This is a genomic window from Nocardiopsis xinjiangensis YIM 90004 (assembly GCF_000341145.1).
GTDB classification, from domain to species: domain Bacteria; phylum Actinomycetota; class Actinomycetes; order Streptosporangiales; family Streptosporangiaceae; genus Nocardiopsis; species Nocardiopsis xinjiangensis.
In genome coordinates this window covers 128344-149691 of sequence record NZ_ANBE01000014.1, presented here as the reverse complement: position 1 = coordinate 149691, position 21348 = coordinate 128344, and the positions used below count along the sequence as shown (strand labels likewise).

Here is a 21348-nt window from a genome sequence, read left to right as displayed (position 1 = left end):
GAATACAGCACGGTCGACCTGAGTGGGTTCGGAACTGGGTTCCGATTTCAGACCGTGGCGATGCGCAGCCAATCGGACACGTATTTCTCCCTCATTACCTCTCCGTTCTTCGCCCTGCTCTACATGGCGATCATGGAGTATTCGGGGCGGACCGACCTGAACACCCACGCCGTCATCGCTCCCATGCTGATGACTCTGTGGACAGCAGCACTCTCGTTCTCCGGTGAGATGATCAGTGAGAACCGGGAGAATGGCAGGCTGGAACTCCTGCTCGCCGCCCCCGCTTCGTTCCCCATGCTGGTCTTCGGCCGCCTGTGCGCCTGCATGCTGCTGTCCCTGCCTTCCTTCGGCATGTCCTACATGACGGCAGGGCTCGTCTTCGATTACTGGATGCCGATCCACCATCCGGGAGTCTTCGTCGGAGCGCTGGTCCTCACCGCCTTGGCCACCGCCGCTGCAGCGACCGCCCTGGCATCGGCCTTCGTGCTCACCCTCGGCGCTCGGATCGTCCAGAACACCTTGTCTTTTCCCGTCTACCTGCTCGGTGGGATCATCGTCCCGGTCTCCATGTTTCCCGGCTGGTTGGAGGCGATCAGCAGATTGGTCTACCTGTCGTGGAGCGCCGACCTGCTCAGAGCTTCCACAACACCGGAACCCGTGGCGAACGCGGTCATGGGCTTCTCGATGCTGAGCCTCCTCGGACTCTCGGCTCTGGCCTTCGGCCTGTTGTCCATCGTCTGGTTCCTCCGCCGAGCGAAGGAACTCGGCACCTTGTCCAAGGAGTGAGAGGTCGACCCAGCATGCTTCACCCCGTACAGGCCGCGAGGACAGTCACCCAAGGTGTCGTCGTCTCGGTGGCCGACTTCAGGTCCTTCTACACATGGCGTACGTGGTCAGGTGCATGGCTCGTGCGCATCGTGTGCCAAGTGGCCTTCTACAGCTTGATCGGGAACATGGTCGGCGATTCCGATTATGTGATATACGTGATCATCGGTGCGGCGATGATGGCCTGTGTGGCAGAAACCCTGATGACTTCGGCGTCATCCACGTGGGACCGCACGCTGGGGACTCTGCCACTCCTTGTCGGAGCTCCCGTGGAACCGGGGTTCTTCTATTTCGGTAGAAGTCTGATGTGGCCCCTGTCCGCGACGGTGACCACATCCGTGGCGATTCTGACGCTCTCCCTGTTTTTCGATCTGACGTGGTCGCCGGCACAGATCGCGCTTCTGGTGCTGCTCGTACTGATCACGTCGCTGTCCACCTATTGCCTTGCACTGGTGGTGGGCGCACTCGCGATGATTTTCCCAGGAGCGCGCAACGTCATCAGTTCTCTCGTGACAATCCTCGCAACCTGCTTCTGCGGAGCGATGGTCCCGGTCGAATTCTGGCCTCCGGCCATCCAGTGGGCTGCTCAAGCCGTACCCGTTACCCACGGATTGGAAGCCATACGCGGAATCGAAGGGGGCACTCGTGCGGCCGACATCCTCATGAGCACGTCCTGGACTGTCATAACCGGCGCCCTCTGGTTCGCGCTTTCCCTGTTCCTCTTCCGAAGGAATTTTTCCGCGGCACGGAAGGGAACCTCTCTCCTGACATGACCGCGGCCGGCGATCGCACGGCATCGCTGCTCACGCTGATGCACCCCTCAGCCCGGCGGGATGTTGTGCGTGAGCCGGAACATGTTCCGGCTGTCGACATCCGACTTCACCGACACCAGGCGTTCGTACACCTCGGGCTCATAAGCACGCCGGACGTCAGCCGGATCCGCCTCGTCGCTGGACAGGAAGTTGACGTAGGCACCGCCGGTACTCCACGGTTCCATCACCTCGACGAGCCGGGCTCCGTAGGCGCGCACATCCTCGGCCTGCTCCGGGGGCGCCATTCCGATGGTGAAGAACGTGAAGGCGGCGTCGCGATGCCCCACAGCACTCGGCGTCTCGGGTTCCCGCGCCAGAGCGCCACCGAGCTGCCGCACCTCCACCAGTGCCATCGGCGAGCCCGCCCCGGACCCGGCCAGGTCGATCATCGTCTCGATGGCCCCGTCCGGCAACTCACCCAGGAGGCTTGTCCGCTCATAGGCCGGGATCGGCCCCTCCGGGTCGCTGTGGATCAGGTCCCAGTCGGTGAACGGCATCTCCTCGACGGTGTCCAGCAGGACGGGGGCGAGGTCCCGGAGCGGCGCCACGAGCCCGGTACCTTCCGCCGTTCCTCCCACGAACGACACCCGCACGCTCACCACGAGCCGGCCACGTACCTCGTCCGGTAGCGGCGCGTCCGGCGGGATCCGCAGGAACGCCGCCGAGGTCGTCACGCTCTCGGGCGCCGCGGCGGCCCAGTCACGCCAGGACGGCAGCACGTCGGCCGCTGTCTCGGCCGGGTACAGGAGCGCGCCGGCGTAGAGCGTCCGGACGCCGAAGAGCCCGAAGTCGAGCGACGTGACGATCCCGAAGTTGCCCTTTCCGCCCCGGGCAGCCCAGAACAGGTCCTGCTCGCGCTCCGGCGTGGCCACCCGCAACTCGCCGTCAGCGGTCACGATCTCGAGTCGCGACACGTGATCCGCAGCGTATCCGTGCAGCCGGCCGAACGTGGGGCTCAGCCCGCCACCGAGGGTGTAGCCGACGGCCCCCACGCTCACCGATGATCCGGCGAGCCCGGCCAGACCGTGGGGAGCAGCGGCCTCCGCGATGGGGCCCCACCGGGCTCCGGGCCCGACCTGCACCGATGAGGACCGCTCGTCCACCCGGATCCGGTCCATCGCCGCGGTCGAGACGAGGATGCCCCCGTCGAAGGACACCGATGCCTGATGCCCGGTCGCCATCACGCACACCGGTAGGTCCTGACGTCCTGCGTACCGCACGGCCTTCTGCACATCCTGCGCATCGCGGGCGAGGACCACCGCTTCCGGTCGGCGTGTCACCGTGGTGTTGAACCCGGCCACCGCCCCGTCGTAACCCTCCTCCCCCGGGTACAGCCAGTTGTCGGGCCGGCCGGCTCCGTACGCGGGGGCGCCGACAGCGCCCAGAGCGCCGGCGGCGCCCAGTACCCCGCCGGCCCGCAACAGGGTGCGTCGGTCGATGTCCTTGCTCCTCGGGAGCTGATCTCCCCGATCGGCCTGTTCCGTCATACATGCACCTCTGGACTGTCACGGGGCGTGCCTGCGGCCCCAGCCTTCCAACTCATCGCCGAACCCGGCCGCGGGCAACGAGCGAGGGTTCCTTCCCGGGCGCCACGTTCGGGTGGCACAGTGCATCGGACCGGTGCACGACGCACGGCTCCTGGAGGACCGACCGCCGATTCGACCTTGGGCACCACTGGAGTATCACTACGGGCGGAGCGCCGTTCGACCGACGCTCCGACGACACCTCGAGTGGGTGACCGTGTGCCGGCTGCGCCACCGGGAGTGCCGGGGACGGTAGTTGCCTCCGCGGGGGCGAGCCACCGTGCACACGCCGCAAGCGTTGGTCGCCATGCCGTCGCCACAGGGGGTTGGGGAAGTGTGCGCCCCCCATTTCTTCGGCAGCCGGGCGCCGGGGGTGGAGGGGTTCGTCGAGGTGGGTCGGGTGAGCCCGGTGTCAAGGGTCGCAGCGCACACCTCGAGGCGCCCCACAGCCCAGGAACCGCAGACGGTGGGCCTGTCCCGCCAGGCCGCTCCGGTGCGTAGGCGCTATGAGTCCCGTCCACCCGTCGGCATGCCGACGGTCACAGCACCGACCGGCGAAGCTCCGCGATGACCGCGGAGAGATCGGCCGGATCCTCGGTGACGACGACCGCCACGACCGTCTCTGTCCCCGGCCACCCCTCGGCAAGAACCACCCGAGGATGAGCGAGCGCGGCCTCGGCCACTTCCTCCGCCTGACGCCCGGCCGGCGGCAGCAGCACCATGGCCGCACCACGCTCCGGTTCGGACACCTGACTGGGCAGGTCCCCGTCGGTGAGCAGGGCGAGGACTGCCTCGTAGGGGCGAACTGCCCCGCGGTGCGCGTACGGGATGAGGTGGGAGTTGATCAGGTCGCCGCCGAGCCGTCCGCCCGCTTCCAGGACAACCGGGCCCTCGGAGGTGAGGCGGAGATCGATATGGAATCCGCCGGTATGCAGGCCGACGGCGAGCACAGCCTGCGCGGCGGCCTGGCTCAGGTCCTTGACCCCTGTGTCCGCGAGGGCGGAGGGCACGGACGCGGCCCACGACGGCGCCAGGGGTCCGTCGATTCTCTTGTCGGTGACACCGAGAATCCTCACCGTGCCTTCGGAGACGACACCGGAGACGGAGTGCTCGGAGCCGTCGACGTACTCCTCGACGAGGAAATCCGTCGTCCCCGAGTAGTTGGCGGCCGTCAGCGCGAACACCTCGTCCAGATCGGTGTCCCCATCGATGAGCGCCATACCGCGCCCTCCGGAACAGTGGGCGGGTTTGAACACCAAGGGCCTGCCTTCGGTGCCGAGTTCCGCGACAGCGGTCCGCAGATCGTCAGCCGTCCGGCCGGCCCGCCAGGCCGGGTTGAGCCCATAGGGCTCCATGACCCGGCGCTGTTCGGTCTTGTCCGTGGCCGTGGCGGCGGCAGCGGTGCCGATACCGCGCACCCCGAACCGCTCGGCGACCAACGCGGTCAGGCCGACGTGCTTGTCGCCCCAGCAAGCCACAGCGGCCGGGGCCGGACCGGGCCACACCTGCGCAGCCTGTTCCAGGAGCGGGGCTCCCTCGTCGAAAGACCCGCGCCTGTGGTCCGGCAACCCCGTGTGGGAGATATCGGCGTCGGAAGCGACATGCACGCCCAGCCCCAGTGCGGCGGCCGCGTCGAGTTCGGCGCGCCATTCCAGTGGGGAGCGTCGGAGCCCGAGATAGAGCACTGTACGGTCGTCCGATCCATCGCCTTGGCCCACGGCCGCCGGCTTCAGTCCTGTCGTCATCTGGTCGAGCCCTGGTCCCGTTCACTGTCGTGGTCTTCGCTTCTGCTCCTGAGGTCTCGACACCATACGTTCCTGGTACTACACGTTGCCGAAGTCGTTGATCACCGCCCACCGAGAATGAAACAGCCCTGACGTCGCAGAGACCCGCCCCGCCCTCGGGCGGAGGGGAGACGGCCCCGGCCACGAGCCGGTGGCCTGTCCTCAGCAGACAGCCGGTGCACAGGGGAAAAACGGTTCCGGGCGGCCCCGGCCCGTTCACCCGTACATCCTTACGGTTATCGTGCCCATGATCCATTCGCGCACGGGCCCGGCAGCGTCGCCGGACCTCCCCTCAGCAGTACATCTGACCGATCAGGAGGAAGCCGGCATGTTCCGCAAAGTACTCGTGGCGAACCGGGGCGAGATCGCCATCCGGTCGCTGCGTGCCGGATACGAACTGGGTGCCCGCACCGTCGCTGTCTTCCCGTACGAGGACCGCAACTCCCTGCACCGGCTCAAGGCCGACGAGGCCTACCAGATCGGCGAACCCGGCCACCCGGTCCGCGCCTACCTGTCCGTGGACGAGATCGTCCGCGCCGCGACCGAGGCCGGAGCCGACGCCGTCTATCCCGGTTACGGCTTCCTGTCGGAGAACCCCGACCTCGCACACGCCTGCGAGGCGGCGGGTATCACCTTCGTCGGTCCCCCCGCCGAGGTACTGGAGCTGACCGGCGACAAGTCACGCGCGGTGGCGGCCGCACGCGAGGCCGGCGTCCCCGTTCTGGAGTCCAGTGCTCCTTCCGACGACGCCGACGCCCTGATGGCCGAAGCGGAGGGCATCGGCTTCCCTCTGTTCGTCAAGGCCGTGGCCGGCGGCGGTGGCCGCGGCATGCGCCGGGTACAGGAGCCCGGGGAGCTGCGCGCCGCGCTCGAAGCCGCCATGCGTGAGGCCGCATCGGCCTTCGGGGACCCCACCGTGTTCCTGGAGCGTGCCGTGACCTCCCCGCGCCACATCGAGGTGCAGATCCTCGCCGACGGCGCGGGCGACGTCGTGCACCTCTACGAACGCGACTGCTCGCTCCAGCGCCGGCACCAGAAGGTCATCGAGCTGGCCCCCGCCCCCAACCTCGATCCTGCCCTGCGCGAACGCATCTGCGCGGACGCGGTGCGTTTCGCCCGGCAGATCGGTTACCGCAACGCGGGCACGGTCGAGTTCCTGGTCGGCGCGGACGGCAGCCACGTCTTCATCGAGATGAACCCGCGCATCCAGGTCGAGCACACGGTCACCGAGGAGATCACCGACGTCGACCTGGTGCAGTCCCAGCTGCGGATCGCCTCGGGCCAGACCCTGGGCGACCTCGGCATCGAGCAGGAAGGCGTCTACGTACGCGGTTCGGCTCTGCAATGCCGCATCACGACGGAGGACCCGGCCAACGACTTCCGTCCCGACACCGGGATCATCAGCGCCTACCGCTCCCCCGGCGGCTCGGGTATCCGGCTGGACGGCGGCACCTCGGCCGCGGGCACCGAGATCATCCCGCACTTCGACTCCCTGCTGGTGAAGTTGACCTGCCGGGGCCACGACCTGGCCACGGCGCTCAATCGGGCCCGCCGGGCCGTGGCTGAGTTCCGCATCCGCAGTATCGCCACGAACATCCCCTTCCTGCAGGCGGTGCTGGATGACCCGGACTTCCAGGCGGGGCGGATCACGACGTCCTTCATCGAGGAACGCCCGCACCTGTTGACCGCACGCCCCTCTGCGGACCGGGGCACCCGGCTGTTGACCTACCTGGCCGACGTGACGGTGAACAAGCCGCACGGTGAACGGCCCCAGCTGGTGGATCCGGTCACGAAGCTGCCTCCGCTGCCCGCGGGGGAGCCGCCCGCGGGGTCGCGTCAGCGCCTGTCCGAGCTCGGTCCGGACGGGTTCGCACGGTGGCTGCGCGAGTCACCGAACCTGGCGGTGACCGACACCACGTTCCGGGACGCTCACCAGTCCCTGCTGGCCACCCGGGTGCGTACCAAGGACCTGTTGTCGGTGGCGCCGGCGGTGACGCACACTCTGCCCGAGCTGCTCTCGTTGGAGGCCTGGGGCGGCGCCACCTACGACGTGGCGCTGCGTTTCCTGGCCGAGGACCCTTGGGAGCGGTTGGCCGCTCTACGCGAAGCCGTGCCCAACATCTGCCTGCAGATGCTGCTGCGCGGCCGCAACACGGTGGGCTACACGCCTTATCCCACGGAAGTGACCAACGCCTTCGTCCACGAGGCCGCGGCAACGGGTGTGGACATCTTCCGGATCTTCGACGCCCTCAACGATGTCGAGCAGATGCGTCCGGCGATCGAGGCGGTGCGCGAGACCGGTACCTCGGTGGCGGAGGTCGCTCTGTGCTACACCTCCGATCTGTCCGATCCGTCGGAGAAGCTGTACACCCTGGACTACTACCTGAGGCTGGCCGAGCGGATCGTGGCGGCGGGTGCCCACGTGATCGCGGTCAAGGACATGGCCGGTCTGCTGCGCGCCCCGGCCGCCGAACAGCTGGTCTCGGCGCTGCGCCGCGAGTTCGATCTGCCGGTGCATGTCCACACCCACGACACCACGGGTGGCCAGTTGGCCACCTACCTGGCGGCGGCCAACGCCGGGGCGGACGCGGTGGACGGCGCCGTGGCCTCGATGGCGGGAACCACGTCCCAACCGTCGCTGTCGGCGATCGTGGCCGCTTTCGACCACTCCGACCGCTCCACCGGCCTGGATCTGGGCGCGGTCAACGAGCTGGAGCCGTACTGGGAGTCGGTACGCCGTGTCTACGCGCCCTTCGAGGCCGGGCTGTCCTCACCCACCGGGCGGGTGTACCGCCACGAGATCCCGGGCGGGCAGCTGTCCAACCTCCGCACTCAGGCGATCGCCCTGGGGCTGGGCGAGCGTTTCGAGGACGTGGAGGCCATGTACGCCGCCGCCGACCGGATGCTGGGCCATCTGGTCAAGGTCACGCCGTCCTCCAAGGTGGTGGGTGACCTGGCATTGCACCTGGTCGGTGCGGGGGTCTCCCCGGAGGAGTTCGAGTCCGACCCCGGCAGCTTCGACATCCCCGACTCGGTGGTGGGCTTCCTCCGCGGCGAGCTGGGCCTTCCCCCGGGCGGGTGGCCGGAGCCGTTCCGCACCCGCGCGCTCGAGGGGCGGCCGGGGGAACCGGCGATGGCGGAACTGACCGAGGAGGACCGCGCCGGGTTGGCCGAGGAGCCGCGGGCCACACTCAACCGGCTGCTCTTCCCCGGCCCGGCCCAGGAGTTCGAGGAGCACCGGGCTGCTTACGGCGACACCAGTGTGCTCTCCAGCGCCGACTTCTTCTACGGCCTGAGTTCGGGTGAGGAGTACTCGGTGGACCTGTCCCCGGGTGTGCGTTTGCTCATCGAGTTGGAGGCGGTGAGCGAGGCCGATGAGCGCGGTGTGCGCACGGTGGTGGCCATGCTCAACAACCAGCTGCGCCCGCTCCAGATCAGGGACCGCGCGCTGGCCTCGCACGTGCGCGCCGCCGAGAAGGCGGACAAGTCGGCCCCGGGGCACGTTGCCGCGCCCTTCGCCGGAGCGATCAGCATGGCGGTCTCCGAAGGTGAGGAGATCGAGGCAGGAGCGACGGTGGCCACCATCGAGGCGATGAAGATGGAGGCCTCGATCACGGCGCCCGTGTCGGGGCGGGTCACGCGCCTGGCGGTCGATCCGGTGCAGAAGGTGGAGGGGGGCGACCTGCTCCTCTGCCTGGACTGAGGTGGCCGGCCGCGGTGACCGCGTTGCTGCGGCCGGGCCGGGCTCCCGGGCCCGTCCGGTATACGCGGTCATCCGGTGGGACCGGCGCGAGTGCCGGCTGCCCGACGTTCTCGGCGGCCCCGTCGGTCGGCGGTGCCGCGGTCGCCCCTCTCCGGCAGGGGCGGCCGCGGCGCCGTCCGCTCGGCGCGTGCCGAACCGGGGCCTCCACCGATCCGGTGGCCGTCCGCCGGAACAGGTCCGCACACGTGCTGATATCCGCTGCCCGCATCAGCCGAATTACCCGGTTCCCGGCGGGCCACGATCTTTTTCGACGGCAAATTTCATTCCCATCACGGCAGCGTGGCAGGCGAACGAAGAGACGACGCCCGAGCCGCACGGGAACCGAAAAAGGGATCCTTGCTCCAGCACAACAAGCGTAATTATGGCGCCGACCCCAAGGCGAGCACCCAGGGTAACTGGAACATCGAATTGTGACCCTTCAGGTTGACAGCGACCTGCACCGCAGTTAATATTGTGAATTATGTCGGAATTCGCATCTCTGGAGCGGCGCCGCCCCCGGCGCGGGCGCACGAGGCGCCCCATGCTCCGAGCCGCGCTCCGCGACCAGGCCGGCTCGACCAACACGGTCGGCCACGAGAACGACTCGTGGGCAGGCGTCGCCATCGGTGGGGGGGGGGGGGAGCCGTAACCGAGCGCACTCCGGCAGCATCGAGGCAGCACCGTCAGGGACGGTGGCCCGCGCTTCCCGGAATCAATATTTCCGCAGATATACGTGCACATCTTCCTGTAGCACGTACGGCGGCAACGACTGCTGCCTCTGCCGGGCTCTCCGGTGACACGATCGCCGAACCTCAATCCCTTTTATTAACTTTCTCAACGTGTGTTCGCGCCTACTCAGGCCCGATCTTCACCTCTGCCTGGAAGCTCATGGAGGGCTGTATTCGTCATGTCCAAAAACTCGCATGAAGGTGGAGAACAACCAGACCACCGCAAGAAAGGAGACAAGGAAAACAAAGAAAACGAGGCGGCCTCGAGACCGAAGAATCGGCCGGGTTATACCGCGTTCGGAAGCTTGGACTACCGGCATCCCAAGTATCCCCACGACACGCACCCGGTCCTTGTTCCGGGCATTGCGATCGACGAGCAGCGCCGCCGCTACCGGGTCGACTGGCTCGTGTTCGCGATCGCCGGTTCGCTGACGGTCGCCTTCGTCCTCTGGGGCGTCTCGTCACCGGCAAGCGTCGCCGCGGTCGCCGAGACGGCCTTCTACTGGTCCACCGACAACCTCGGCTGGATGTTCAACGTCGTGGCCATCGTCGTGCTCGTCGCCACCGTGGGCATAGCCCTCTCCTCCTACGGGAAGATCCCGTTGGGCAAGGACGGCGAACGGCCGGAGTTCAGCACGTTCTCCTGGACAGCCATGCTGTTCGCCGCCGGCCTGGGTGTGGCGGTCCTGTTCTGGGGCCCCTCGGAGCCGCTCGGCTACTTCACCTCACCGCCTCCGCTGACCAACGAGCCGGAGTCGGTCGAGGCCATGCACACGGCTCTGGCCCAGATGTACTACCACTGGGGCTTTCACGCGTGGGCCATCTACGCACTGGTCGGCGGGGCCGTTGCCTACGCCGCATACCGCCGTGGCCGTTCCCTGCTCATGTCCTCGATCTTCCGTGCACTGTTCGGCCGGCGGTTCACCGAGGGCTTTGCCGGAAAGCTCGTCGACATCTTCGCGATCATCGCGACGCTCTTCGGCACTGCCGCCGCTCTCGGTATCGCGGCGATGCAGATCGGCTCCGGTGTCAGCATCGTGTCGGGTGCCGGTGACCTCACGAACAACACTCTCGTCGTCATCATCGCTGTTCTGACCGTCGGCTTCGTCATCTCGGCCATCTCGGGCATCGCGCGGGGCATCCGCTACCTGTCGAACATCAACATCGTGCTCACGATCGGCATGATCGCGATCGTTCTCTTCCTCGGCCCCACACTGTTCCTCCTGAACCTGCTCCCCTCGGCGATCATGGAGTACTTCGGCTCCATGTTCGACATGATGGGCCGGTCGCTCTCGTGGGGTTCGCAGACGCAGGAATTCCAATCGCTGTGGACCGTCTACTACTGGGCGTGGTGGATCTCCTGGTCGCCTTTCGTGGGCATCTTCCTCGCACGTATCTCCCGCGGCCGCACCATCCGCCAGTTCATTCTCGGCACGATCCTCATCCCGTCGTCGCTGCTCTTCATCGCGTACGGAGTGATGGGTGGAACCTCCATCTGGATGTACCGGGAAGGCCGGCCCGGAATCACTGAGGGCATGCCCGCGCCCGAGGTGCTCTTCGCCCTCATCGGCAACCTCCCGTATGTCGAGTGGCTGCCCTTCGTCGTGATCCTGGTGCTCGCGATCTTCTTCGTCACCGCCGCCGACTCCGCGTCGGTCGTGATGGGCATGCTCACCACACAGGGGGATCAGAAGCCCCGCCGTTGGGTGGTCATCTTCTGGGGCCTGGTCATGTCGGGGATCGCGATCGTGATGCTGCTTCTCGGCGATGCGATGGCCTTGGAAGGCCTGCAGCAACTCGTGATCGTCACAGCAGTACCGTTCGCACTCGTGCTGCTTCTCGCCATCGTCGCGTGGTTCAAGGAACTGCGCACCGACCCCCTCACCCTGCGTATGCGCTATATCGATACTGCGGTGAGCAACGCCGTGACCGAAGGAGTGCTCCGATACGGGGACGACTTCTCGCTGAAGGTGGTGGAATCCCGGCCCGGGGACGGAGCCGGGGCAGAGATCGACTCCACCGACGGAAGCTACACCGAGTGGTACCAGCGCACCAACGAAGAAGGCGAACCGGTCGGCTACGACTTCGAGACCGGGGAGTGGGCCGACGGCTATGACGCGGCCACCGGTGAGCTCTCCGAGGCCGCCCCCGAAGAGCTCGCGGTGGAACAGGAAAAACTTCGCGTGGAAGCGTTGGAGACCGAGACCGACCGTGAGAAGGGCTGACTCCATCGCCCTCGGCGCCGGCCGCTCAGCCGGCGTCGAGGGCCAGGCGAAAGCCCGTGTGGCCCAGGGTCGTGTCCGCGGTGACCGCGGTGCGCGCGGAGGTGCGGTACCGGCGGCAGTACGACGCGTGGCACATGTAGGAACCGCCCCGCAGCACAGGTCGTCGATCGGTCGCACCGAAGACGCCGCTGGTCCGTTCCCAGACGTTGCCCGTGGTGTTGTACAGGCCGTATGCGTTGGGTTCGAACGAGACGGCGGGCACGGTCCCGACCGGGCCGGTCGGGCCGTCCGGGAAAGCACCGGGGAACGTGTTCATGCGGGGCTCCCCGTCGGGTTCCCGCACGGCACCCCAGGGAAAAGGCTGCTGCTCGAGTCCGCCGCGCGAGGCGAACTCCCACTCGGCCTCCGACGGGAGCCGGGCGCCGACCCACTCGGCATAGGCCGTTGCGTCCCGCTGCGACACATGGGTGACCGGGTGTGCGCTGCGGGGCTCCGCCGAGGATCCGGGGCCTTCGGGACGGTGCCAGCAGGCACCCTCGACCTGGCGCCACCACGGCGTCTGCGCGACCGCTGGAGCGCTGCTGCGCAGTTCGTCGGGCAGCAGACCCTGGAACACGAGGGAGTCCCCCAGCTTCTCGGCATCGGTGCGGTGTCCGGTATCGAGCACGAAGGCGGCGAACTCGGCCACGGTCACCGCCGTCGGCGCGATGGCGAACGGCTCCACCCGCTCCTGGCGAACGGGCCCCTCTCCGTCCTCCGGATAGGCGAACCGGTCCGTGCTGCCCATGAGGAACGTGCCTCCGGCGAGGCCGATCATCCGCAGCTCGTCGTCGGCAGCGGCGGCAAGGCGTTCCAGCATTTTCCTGCCGGCGCCTTCCGGGCCCCCCGGCCGCCGGCCGGCCGCCTCGCGTGCAGGACCGCAGCAGCTCATTCGAACCCCTTTGTTCCGTCTTGTCGAAAGGAACACTCATGACTCGGAAACGACCGAACATCATCGTCGTCCAGGCCGACCAGATGGCGGCCCAGGCTCTCGGTGCGTACGGGGACCAAGCAGCGAAGACCCCGAACATCGATGCTCTCGCCGACGAGGGGGCGGTGTTCGATCGCGCGTACTGTAACACTCCGTTGTGCGCGCCTTCGCGTGCGTCGATGATGACCGGCCGCCTGCCCTCGGCGATCGGTTGCTATGACAACGGGGACGATTTCGCGGCCTCCGAACCGACCTTCGCCCACCGGCTGCGGGCGAGCGGATACCACACGGCGCTGATCGGGCGGATGCACTTCATCGGTCCGGATCAGCAGCACGGCTTCGAGGAGAGGCTGACCACGGATGTCTATCCGGCCGATCTGGACATGGTGCCCGATTGGAACCGCCCGCTGGAGGAGCGGCTCCAGTGGTACCACGATGCCGATGCCGTGTTCACCGCCGGTGTCTCGAAGGCCACGGTGCAGCAGGACTTCGACGACGAGGTCGGGTTCCGGACCCTGCGCCACCTCAACGACAGGGTCCGCGCCAATCAGGCTGCCGGGGAGGACCTGCCCTTCCTGATGGTCACCTCGTTCATCCATCCGCACGATCCGTACGAGCCGCCGCGCGAGCACTGGGACCGGTTCGCCGACGACGGGATCGCTGATCCGGCCCACCCCGAGGTCCCTGACCCCGAGCAGGATCCGCACAGCCACCGCCTGCGGGCGATGAGCGGGTTCGACGTACGGGAGCCCGGTATCGACGAGGTGCGCAGGGCCCGCCGTGCGTACTACGCAGCGGTGAGCTACATCGATGACCACGTCGGCCGCATTCGCGAGCGCGTCGAGGAGCTCGGGCTGGCCGACGACACCGTCATCGTCGTCACGAGCGACCACGGTGACATGCTGGGCGAGAAGGGCCTCTGGTACAAGATGTCACCGTACGAGCAGTCCTCGCGGGTGCCGATGATCGTGCATGGACCCGAACACCTGGTGCCGAAGGGCCGCTTCGCCAACACGGTCTGCCTGCTCGACCTGATGCCCACCCTGCTGGAGCTCTCCGGGGCCCCTGGGGCGAGTGAGCAGGACGGGCAGTCGTTGCTGGAGACCGCACGCCGGGAGAGCGCGGGTGAGGCAGCCCCCGAGGACCGCGACATCGTGATCGAGTACCTCGCGGAGGGCACGTTGCGCCCCCAGCTGACGATGGTGCGGGGACACCTGAAGTACATTCTGTGCCCCGGCGATCCGGAGCAGCTCTTCGATCTCTCGGTGGACCCGGCCGAGCTGCAGAACCGCGCCGCGGAGCCCGAGTACGCGGAGACCGTCCGAAAGATGCGGGCGGCGCTCGGGGCGCGCTACGACCTCCCCGAGCTGGAGGCCGAGGTGCTCGAGAGCCAGGCGAGCCGCCGTCTCGTCGCCGAGGCGCTGCAGAAGGGGCGGGTGAACCCCTGGGACTTCCAGCCTGAGCCCGAGCAGCGCTACGTGCGCGGCGACTTCTGGGGTGCGCTCGGCTACGGGAAGATCTCCGACCCTTCGAGGTGAGTCCTGCGCGGGGCCGGGCTCGCCATCCCGTTGCGAGCCCGGCCCCGCGCCGCATGTGTGCAGGGTCGTGTACAGAAGCGGCCGCATGTGGTCAGGACCCGTAACGAAACGTGTTCGGACGGACACTAAACTACGGCCTGTTCCGCTTCGGCGGCCGTCCCCGTGGGATTCCGACCTGCGGAGCGCGGCACGAGCCGACGACGGCGCTCCTCCCCGGGGCCGTTCTCCGGCCCGCCCTTCCCCCTCGTCGAAAAGGCCCCCATGCAACCCCGACCTCCGCAGCCCGGACCGACCGCTCGCCCGGAGCAGTTCCCTGCCCCCGGAACGGTGCAGGGCCTGGCCGTGGTGCTCTGGCTCTCCACCGCCATCTCGTTCACCGTGCTGCTCATCAACATGGCCACCGCACCCATGTACGGCGTGGAACCCGGGTACGCGTTCGGTTACTCGCTGCCCCATACCGTCCTCGGCGTGCTCTTGGCCGTGCCCGCCTTCCCGGTCACTCGTGGCCGCTCCTGGGCGCGGACCATGGCCAAGGTCGTTCTCATCATCCAGATCGTCCTGCAGTCGATGATGTTGCTCAGCGGAACCGCTGCTCTCTGGGCGCTGTTCCTGCTCCCGCTGGCCATCACCGGGCTGGTTCTGCTGCACCGCCCGCCGTCCCGGTGGTTCTTCACGATCCACAGCCAGGCCGCCGACCAGGAGTACATGCAGCAGTACGCGGCCCCCTACCCGCACCCGGAGGCTGGGCCGGGGCATGCCCCGCCCCAGCAGTACCCGCAGCAATACCCCCAGCAGGGCCACGGGCAGCAGCCGCCGCAGAACGGCTCCTGGAACCAGTACCCCTACCAGCAGTAGTCCGTGGTGTCTCGGTGAACGAGCCGACCACGGCACAGGGCCGGCCGCCCGCGCGGGGCGGCCGGCCCGCTGTTTTCCGGGCGAGGCTTTCCGGGCCGCGACGGCGCGCCTGGGGTCGCTGACCGACGCGGTGCGCGCCATGAGGGGCCGAGCGCGCAGACGCATGGAGGCCGGCGCTTACGTGCCCGGGACCGACGTGAAGCGTCCGTTGCGCCCGCTCCCCCCGTGCCCGGAGACTTGTCCCATGAATGCCCGACGCCTGATCATCATCACAGGGCAAGAAGGAGCAGGGAAATCCACCCTGGTCCGCGCGCTCCTGCCCCACACACCCGACGGCGCGCGGATCGATGCCGAGGACCTCGGCCAGGTCAACCCCTGCACCATGGACGAGGCATTCAACGAAATGCTCCGACGCAACGTGGCTGCCCTGGCCACCAACTTCTGGGCCTTCGGTCACCACAACGTCCTGGCGGCCAGCTTCATCGACACCCACGACGACTACCTGAGGTTCCGGCCGCTCATCCCGGAGAACACCGAGATCACCCTCATCCAACTGTGCGCGTCCAGACCCGTACGCGACCAGCGGCGCATCCACCGCCCCAAACCCACCAGCCCCGAGTGGCGTGACCGGGTCGACCGCGCCTGCCCCGAGGACACCTCTCTCGCGCAGATGTCGGGCACCGCCGACTACCGGTACTTGCGCACGGACAACGGCCACGAAGACATCACCACGACCGTGAACCGGCTCCGGAGCGCGCTTCCGGACATCTACGGCACCGCTGAAGTGCCCGGCGCCTCCCCGACGAACCCCTGATCCGATCGCCCAGGCGGCTGGAGCGGAGCAGTCGGACGCACGCAGGGACGCTTTCGTCGAGCACGATGTGCACGGGAGCACCGGTTCCGTCGGTCTTTGGACCGCTCATCTCTACGAGCTCCCTGTGGGGACGGTGATCGGATCGCTCGGTGGCGGACGCCGGTGTCCGGGTCCGGGGACGTGAAGCGCCTGTGGGCCGATCAGTCCTGGAAACGTGCGTGGGGCGGCGGGTTCTTCCTCGGCCGCATCCGGACCGGGGGCAGTTCCGGGGCCGGGATCCGGTCCATCCCCTCGCGGTTCTTTCCCGGGCCGCCGTGGCCCACGTAGCCCTCGACGCGGCCGAACCGTTCGCCGTGGTTCTGCCATTCTTCGCGGTACTGCTCGATCTCCTCCGTCGAGCGACCCAGGAAGTTCCACCACATGAGGACCTCCTCGGTGAAGGGGGCGCCTCCCACCAGCACGGTCCTGGCCGGCCCGTCGCCGTCGTTGGCGATCCGCAGGGTCCGGTTCTCCACTCCGGTGTAGCCCACGGCGTCCTTGGGCACGTGCACGCCTTCGAGGGTGAGGGCCTCACCCGTGTCCACCAGAAGGCCGTGCTCGAACCCGGGGTCGACCTGCAGATCGAGGACTGCGCCGGGATCGAGCCTGATCTCGGCCCCCACCAGCGGCGTGTGCATGCTCACCGGCGCCTCCGCCCCCAGCAGTGATCCGAGGAACACGAGCGCGGATCCCCCGTCGAACCCGACGGGTTCGGGAACGAAGTGCTCGAACTCGCGGCCCGGTCTGTCACGCACCTCCTCCGGGAGGGCGATCCAGAGCTGCAGCCCGTGGAGCCGGCTGGTGTCCGGCGTGGAGGTCTCGGAGTGGCAGATGCCCGCCCCCGCCGTCATCAGGTTCATCTCTCCGGGAAGGACGTGGGCGCTGTTGCCACCGGAGTCGATGTGGGAGACGGTCCCCTCGAACAGCCAGCTGAGCGTCTGCAGCCCCGTGTGCGGGTGCGGAGCCACGTCCATGCCGCCGGTGGCCGAGACCTCGTCCGGCCCGTAGTGGTCGATGAAGCACCACGCTCCGATCAGGGAACGCTGCCGTTGCGGCAGCGTACGGCGCACGTTCATGGCGCGTGGCCCGCCCAGGGGCACGGCGCGGGCGGTGATGATCTCGACCGGGGCCCGGCCCGCGTGCTCCGACCATGGCCCGGGAAGGCCGCCGTCGACGCACACGTGGGTGTCCGGGTTCTCCTCCGGATTGGTCATTGCGGTGTCCTTTCTGCCGCTCTGGGGTGGGCCCTTCCGGGGAACGCCGGGGACGACGCACGGGTTCCCCTCGTCCCTCGGAACGGGGACCGCACGAACAGAAGGGTCCCTAAGCACGCTCGCGGTTCTCGAGGGTGCCCGTGACCGTGGCTCCGAGACTGTTGCGGACGTGGGAGCGCACCAGTTCGGCTGCGGCAGCACCGTCGCCGTCGATGACCAGTTCCAGGATCTGGTGGTGCTGGTTCAGATCGATGGTGCGCGGTTCGGCCCCCGCGGGCAGCTCGAGGCCGATCCGCCGGTACCGGTCGGCCTTGTCCCACAGGTCGTCCAGGAGTCGGATCATCACTTTGTTGTGGGACGCGGCGTAGATCGCCCGGTGGAAGGCCCGGTGCGCGGTGATGGCTTCCTCGCCCCAGGTCCGGGTGACGGGCAGGAGTTCCTCGGCGGCCGCCTGCATCGTGGCGATCTCCCGTTCCGTGCGGCGTTGCGCGGCGAGCTCGGTGGCGGAGGGTTCCAGCGAGAGACGGACCTCCAGCAGCTCACGCGCCTCGGACGCGCTCATGGGGGCCACGCGGACGTCTCGGTGGGCGTCCATCACGACCCACTCCTCACTCGCCAGCCGCCTGATCGCCTCGCGCAGAGGGGTGATGCTCATCCCCATCTCTTCCGCCAGTTCGTACTGGGACAGGCGTGATCCTGGGGCGAGCCCACCGGAGGTGATCCTCTGGCGCAGCTCGGTGTAGGCCAGCCCGCCCTTGCTGGAGAAGACGTTCGCGCTGGTCATCTCGGCCTCTCGTCATTTTCACTCGCGGGCTTGTGGCCCCGGTCTCAGTCAGCATATGCTCCGGATAACTTATAAGCCTCTTATAAGAGTACTGGCAGGAAGAGGACCATGAAAATCGTTTCCGCTCACGTCGGCACCATCCCGATCAGCTCGTCGATGCGCAACGCCTACATCGACTTCAGCAAGATGGACTGCACGATCCTGGCTCTGGTCAGCGACGTGGTGGTCGACGGCAAGCCGCTGGTGGGTTACGGCTTCAACTCCAACGGCCGGTACAACGCCACCGCCATCCTGAGCGAGCGGATGCTGCCGCGGCTGCAGAACGCCGCTCCGGAAGAGCTGCTGGACGAGAACGGCGAGCTCTCGCCCGCCCAGGCGTGGGACGTCATGATGCGCAACGAGAAGCCCGGCGGACACGGTGAACGCTCCGTCGCCGTCGGCGTGGTGGACATGGCGCTGCACGACCTCGCCGCCAAGGCCGCAGGTGTGCCGCTGTACCGGTGGATCTCCGACCACTACGGTGACGGCGACCCGGACGAGGACGTCTTCGTCTACGCCGCCGGCGGCTACTACGCACCCGGCAAGAGCCTGGAAGACCTGCAGAACGAGATGCGGGGCTTCCTCGACTCCGGGTACGAGATCGTCAAGATGAAGATCGGCGGGGCCGACCTGGCCGAGGACCTCCGGCGCATCGAGGCGGTCATCGACGTCCTGGACGGCGACGGCTCCCGGCTGATGGTGGACGCCAACGGCAAGTTCGATCTGCAGACCGCACTGGAGTACGGCAAGGCCATCGACCCGTACGGCCTCTTCTGGTACGAGGAGGTCGGCGACCCGCTGGACTACGGTCTCAACGCGACGCTGTCGGAGAACTACCGCAACCCCATCGCGACCGGCGAGAACCTGTTCTCGCTGCAGGACGCCCGGAACCTGATCCGTTACGGCGGCATGCGCCCGGACCGCGACTTCGTCCAGGTCGACCCGGCGCTGAGCTACGGGCTGACGGAGTACCGCCGATTCCTGGACATGCTCGCCCAGCACGGGTGGTCCTCCCGGCGGTGCATCCCGCACGGTGGGCACCAGTTCTCGCTGCACATCGCCGCATCCCTCAAGCTGGGCGGCAACGAGTCCTACCCCGGAGAGTTCCAGCCCACGGGCGGCTTCACCGACGACGCGGTGATCACCGACGGCCGTGTGGCACCGGGCGACCTTCCGGGTATCGGGCTCGAGGGCAAGGCGGAGTTCTACAAGGTTCTCCGCGACCTGCACGAGTGACCGTCCACGGCTGGTGCCCCGGAAGAGTCGTCGACAGGGGCACCGCCGTCCCAGGTACCACGGACGGCCGCTTCTGGGCAGCGTGGACAACCGCCCGAACCACGAGCGCTGCCCATGAATCCGTCTGCGCAACGGCTACGGGCTCTCCTCCCCCTCCCTGCGGAGCACCCACGGCCTCATTTTCCTGCAAGGCCGGTATCACCCCGCGCACCGACCGATCCGATCCCCTGCAGCAAGACGAGCCGAGCAAAAGACCGAAGAAGGTACAGCAATGGCAACCCCCTACCCGCATTCCCTGTGGGGAAAATTGTGGGTCTCACACCGAGAGATCAAAGAACTCCTGACATTCTCGAGGCGCAGGAAAGCGCCACGAGCGGAACTGGTGAAAACCAACAGCGGCACCGACAGCACTCCCGCTGCCGGCCATACCGATGCGGAGACCTCGGAAGCGGCCGAGAGCTCGGAAACTCCCCAGGAGCCCGCTGAACCCGGCCCCGGGTACACGCCCGCACGCATCATCGGGCTGGTCCTCGGTCCGCTGCTGTTCCTGGTGACGCTCGTATTCTTCGACCCCGAGGGGCTCTCACCGGAGGGGAAGGGGGTCCTCGCCTCCACTCTCTGGATCGCGACCTGGTGGATCACCGAGGCGATCCCCATCCCGGTCACGTCCTTGCTTCCGGTCGCGCTCCTGCCGCTGACCGGTGCGGTGGAGGGCGATGCCGTGGTCGCCGCGTACGGCGACGACATCATCTTCCTGTTCCTCGGCGGGTTCTCACTCGCGATCGCGATGGAGAAATGGAACCTCCATCAACGGATCGCCCTCACGATCGTCGCCGCGATCGGTACGAGCCCGCGCCGTATCATCCTCGGCTTCATGGTCGCGACGAGCTTCCTGTCGATGTGGGTCTCCAACACGGCCGCCACGATGATGATGATCCCCGTCGGGTTGGCGGTCGTTTACCAGGCTTCCCGCTCCATGCGCGGCGGAGAGCACGAATCCGACCTGTCGAAGTTCGAGAAGTCCATCGTCTTCGGTATCGGCTACGCGGCCACCATCGGCGGCCTCGGTACGCTCATCGGCACACCGCCGCTCGCCATCCTCTCGGCGACCGTCGGGAGGATCTACGGTGAGAGCATCGGGTTCGGCACGTGGATGATGTTCGGTGTTCCGATCGTCGTCGTCCTCCTTTCCTTCGCGTGGTTCTACCTGACGAACATCAAGTTCAAGGTCGGGTTCAAACACCTTCCTGGTGGTGAAGAGAGCATCCGGGGAGAGAAGAGGGCCCTCGGCCGGATGTCCACCGAGGAAAAGACCGTACTCGGTGTGTTCCTCGCAGTGGCGTTCATGTGGGTCACCCGTTCCTTCATCTGGGAAGGCCTTGTTCCGGGCATCAGCGACGGTGTGATCGCGGTCGTCGCGACGGTGTTCCTGTTCACCTTGCCGACCCGCCACGGTACGGAGAAAAGAATTCTCCAGTGGGAGGACTCCAAGAAGATTCCCTGGGGGATCCTGCTGCTGTTCGGTGGCGGCTTGGCCATCGCTGCCGGGTTCGTCGAGACCGGCCTCTCCGCATGGATCGGCGATCAGCTGCGCGCTCTCGACGGCATCAACGTGGTCCTGATCATCATTGTTTCCGCCGCGCTCGTCATGTTCTTGACGGAGATCACCTCGAACGCCGCCACGGGAACGATGATCCTCCCGGTCATGGCGGCCTTCGCGGTCTCCCTGGACATCCACCCGTACGCGCTGATGGTGCCCTGCGCGATGGCCGCGAACTGCGCGTTCATGCTTCCGGTGGGCACCCCTCCGAACGCGATCATGTTCGGTACCGGAAGGGTGTCGATCATGGACATGGTCAGGACCGGGTTCTGGCTGAACCTGATCGCCCTCGCTCTCATCATCTTGGGCGTGCTCTTCATGCTGCCGACGATGTGGGGGATCGACCTCATGACCCTCCCTGCCGGGTTCCAGTGACCTGATCCGTTCCCATGACCTGATCCGCACCGCCATCGGTCGCGTGAGCCGACACCTCTCCTCGGCCCCGACCACCCCGGCCACCGTCCTTGGCCGGGGCGGTCGTTGGTCCCCGCGGCCGATGCGGACCGGGCATGGCGGACACGTCCATCGAGGCGGCCCGACGCACGGAGGCTCCCCCCGAGATGCCGTGCCCCGAGAACGGGGCGCGGCACCTTCGCGGTGTTCGGGGCCGTTCCGACGCA

At 67.6% G+C, this 21348-nt stretch carries 14 protein-coding genes; 9 read left to right on the top strand and 5 right to left on the bottom strand.

Annotation, left to right across the window (positions count from 1 at the left end; translation table 11 throughout):
- The first annotated feature begins 60 nt into the window (after positions 1-60).
- Entirely contained in the window at positions 61-786 is a 726-nt protein-coding gene (locus D473_RS0109280) for an ABC transporter permease (RefSeq protein WP_017608800.1), read from the top strand.
- 14 nt (positions 787-800) lie between these two features.
- Positions 801-1598, top strand: coding sequence for an ABC transporter permease (locus D473_RS0109275; protein ID WP_017608799.1), 798 nt, complete (start codon positions 801-803; stop codon positions 1596-1598).
- 47 nt (positions 1599-1645) lie between these two features.
- On the opposite strand, the gene D473_RS0109270 is transcribed toward D473_RS0109275, so the two are convergent.
- Positions 1646-3124: an FAD-binding oxidoreductase gene (locus D473_RS0109270; protein WP_017608798.1), complete on the bottom strand. Its 1479-nt coding sequence runs from the start codon at positions 3122-3124 to the stop codon at positions 1646-1648.
- 575 nt (positions 3125-3699) lie between these two features.
- Positions 3700-4905, bottom strand: a complete 1206-nt coding sequence (locus D473_RS0109265; RefSeq protein ID WP_083917943.1) for an ATP-grasp domain-containing protein — start codon at positions 4903-4905, stop codon at positions 3700-3702.
- Between the two features lie 367 nt (positions 4906-5272).
- On the opposite strand from D473_RS0109265, the gene D473_RS0109260 reads away from it, so the two are divergent.
- Positions 5273-8647 (top strand): pyruvate carboxylase, encoded by a 3375-nt coding sequence (locus D473_RS0109260; RefSeq protein ID WP_017608796.1) that lies wholly within the window; start codon positions 5273-5275, stop codon positions 8645-8647.
- Positions 8648-9719: 1072 nt separating this feature from the next.
- Entirely contained in the window at positions 9720-11639 is a 1920-nt protein-coding gene (locus D473_RS0109250) for a BCCT family transporter (protein ID WP_017608794.1), read from the top strand.
- Between the two features lie 25 nt (positions 11640-11664).
- On the opposite strand, the gene D473_RS0109245 is transcribed toward D473_RS0109250, so the two are convergent.
- On the bottom strand, positions 11665-12498 hold the full coding sequence (locus D473_RS0109245; protein ID WP_017608793.1) for a formylglycine-generating enzyme family protein: 834 nt from the start codon (positions 12496-12498) through the stop codon (positions 11665-11667).
- Between the two features lie 110 nt (positions 12499-12608).
- Between D473_RS0109245 and betC the strand changes: the two genes are divergently transcribed.
- The 3 genes from betC (at position 12609) to D473_RS0109230 (ending at position 15816) form a co-directional block, all read left to right on the top strand.
- Complete coding sequence (gene betC / locus D473_RS0109240) at positions 12609-14147, top strand: choline-sulfatase (protein ID WP_017608792.1); 1539 nt, start codon at positions 12609-12611, stop codon at positions 14145-14147.
- 261 nt (positions 14148-14408) lie between these two features.
- Positions 14409-15002 carry a hypothetical protein gene (locus D473_RS0109235; protein ID WP_241474743.1) on the top strand — a complete coding sequence of 198 codons (594 nt, stop codon included), beginning with the start codon at positions 14409-14411 and terminating at the stop codon, positions 15000-15002.
- Positions 15003-15246: 244 nt separating this feature from the next.
- On the top strand, positions 15247-15816 hold the full coding sequence (locus tag D473_RS0109230; RefSeq protein ID WP_017608790.1) for a hypothetical protein: 570 nt from the start codon (positions 15247-15249) through the stop codon (positions 15814-15816).
- A gap of 200 nt (positions 15817-16016) precedes the next feature.
- On the opposite strand, the gene D473_RS0109225 is transcribed toward D473_RS0109230, so the two are convergent.
- The gene (locus tag D473_RS0109225) at positions 16017-17069 is read right to left on the bottom strand and encodes a pirin family protein (RefSeq protein WP_017608789.1); all 1053 of its coding nucleotides are present in this window, start codon (positions 17067-17069) and stop codon (positions 16017-16019) included.
- A gap of 109 nt (positions 17070-17178) precedes the next feature.
- Positions 17179-17853 (bottom strand): GntR family transcriptional regulator, encoded by a 675-nt coding sequence (locus D473_RS0109220; protein ID WP_017608788.1) that lies wholly within the window; start codon positions 17851-17853, stop codon positions 17179-17181.
- Positions 17854-17961: 108 nt separating this feature from the next.
- On the opposite strand from D473_RS0109220, the gene D473_RS0109215 reads away from it, so the two are divergent.
- Both D473_RS0109215 and D473_RS0109210 read left to right on the top strand, forming a co-directional pair.
- Entirely contained in the window at positions 17962-19128 is a 1167-nt protein-coding gene (locus D473_RS0109215) for a mandelate racemase/muconate lactonizing enzyme family protein (protein WP_017608787.1), read from the top strand.
- A 271-nt stretch (positions 19129-19399) separates the two neighbouring features.
- Positions 19400-21103: an SLC13 family permease gene (locus D473_RS0109210; protein ID WP_026126778.1), complete on the top strand. Its 1704-nt coding sequence runs from the start codon at positions 19400-19402 to the stop codon at positions 21101-21103.
- Positions 21104-21348 lie beyond the last annotated feature (245 nt).

What these genes read in the sequence shown, in the direction of transcription:
- D473_RS0109280 (WP_017608800.1), top strand. Translation starts at nt 61, where the DNA reads ATGCGCAGCCAATCGGACACGTATTTCTCCCTCATTACCTCTCCGTTC.
- D473_RS0109275 (WP_017608799.1), top strand. Translation starts at nt 801, where the DNA reads ATGCTTCACCCCGTACAGGCCGCGAGGACAGTCACCCAAGGTGTCGTC.
- D473_RS0109270 (WP_017608798.1), bottom strand. Translation starts at nt 3,124, where the DNA reads ATGACGGAACAGGCCGATCGGGGAGATCAGCTCCCGAGGAGCAAGGAC.
- D473_RS0109265 (WP_083917943.1), bottom strand. Translation starts at nt 4,905, where the DNA reads ATGACGACAGGACTGAAGCCGGCGGCCGTGGGCCAAGGCGATGGATCG.
- D473_RS0109260 (WP_017608796.1), top strand. Translation starts at nt 5,273, where the DNA reads ATGTTCCGCAAAGTACTCGTGGCGAACCGGGGCGAGATCGCCATCCGG.
- D473_RS0109245 (WP_017608793.1), bottom strand. Translation starts at nt 12,498, where the DNA reads ATGCTGGAACGCCTTGCCGCCGCTGCCGACGACGAGCTGCGGATGATC.
- betC (WP_017608792.1), top strand. Translation starts at nt 12,609, where the DNA reads ATGACTCGGAAACGACCGAACATCATCGTCGTCCAGGCCGACCAGATG.
- D473_RS0109235 (WP_241474743.1), top strand. Translation starts at nt 14,409, where the DNA reads ATGCAACCCCGACCTCCGCAGCCCGGACCGACCGCTCGCCCGGAGCAG.
- D473_RS0109230 (WP_017608790.1), top strand. Translation starts at nt 15,247, where the DNA reads ATGAATGCCCGACGCCTGATCATCATCACAGGGCAAGAAGGAGCAGGG.
- D473_RS0109225 (WP_017608789.1), bottom strand. Translation starts at nt 17,069, where the DNA reads ATGACCAATCCGGAGGAGAACCCGGACACCCACGTGTGCGTCGACGGC.
- D473_RS0109220 (WP_017608788.1), bottom strand. Translation starts at nt 17,853, where the DNA reads ATGACCAGCGCGAACGTCTTCTCCAGCAAGGGCGGGCTGGCCTACACC.
- D473_RS0109215 (WP_017608787.1), top strand. Translation starts at nt 17,962, where the DNA reads ATGAAAATCGTTTCCGCTCACGTCGGCACCATCCCGATCAGCTCGTCG.
- D473_RS0109210 (WP_026126778.1), top strand. Translation starts at nt 19,400, where the DNA reads ATGGCAACCCCCTACCCGCATTCCCTGTGGGGAAAATTGTGGGTCTCA.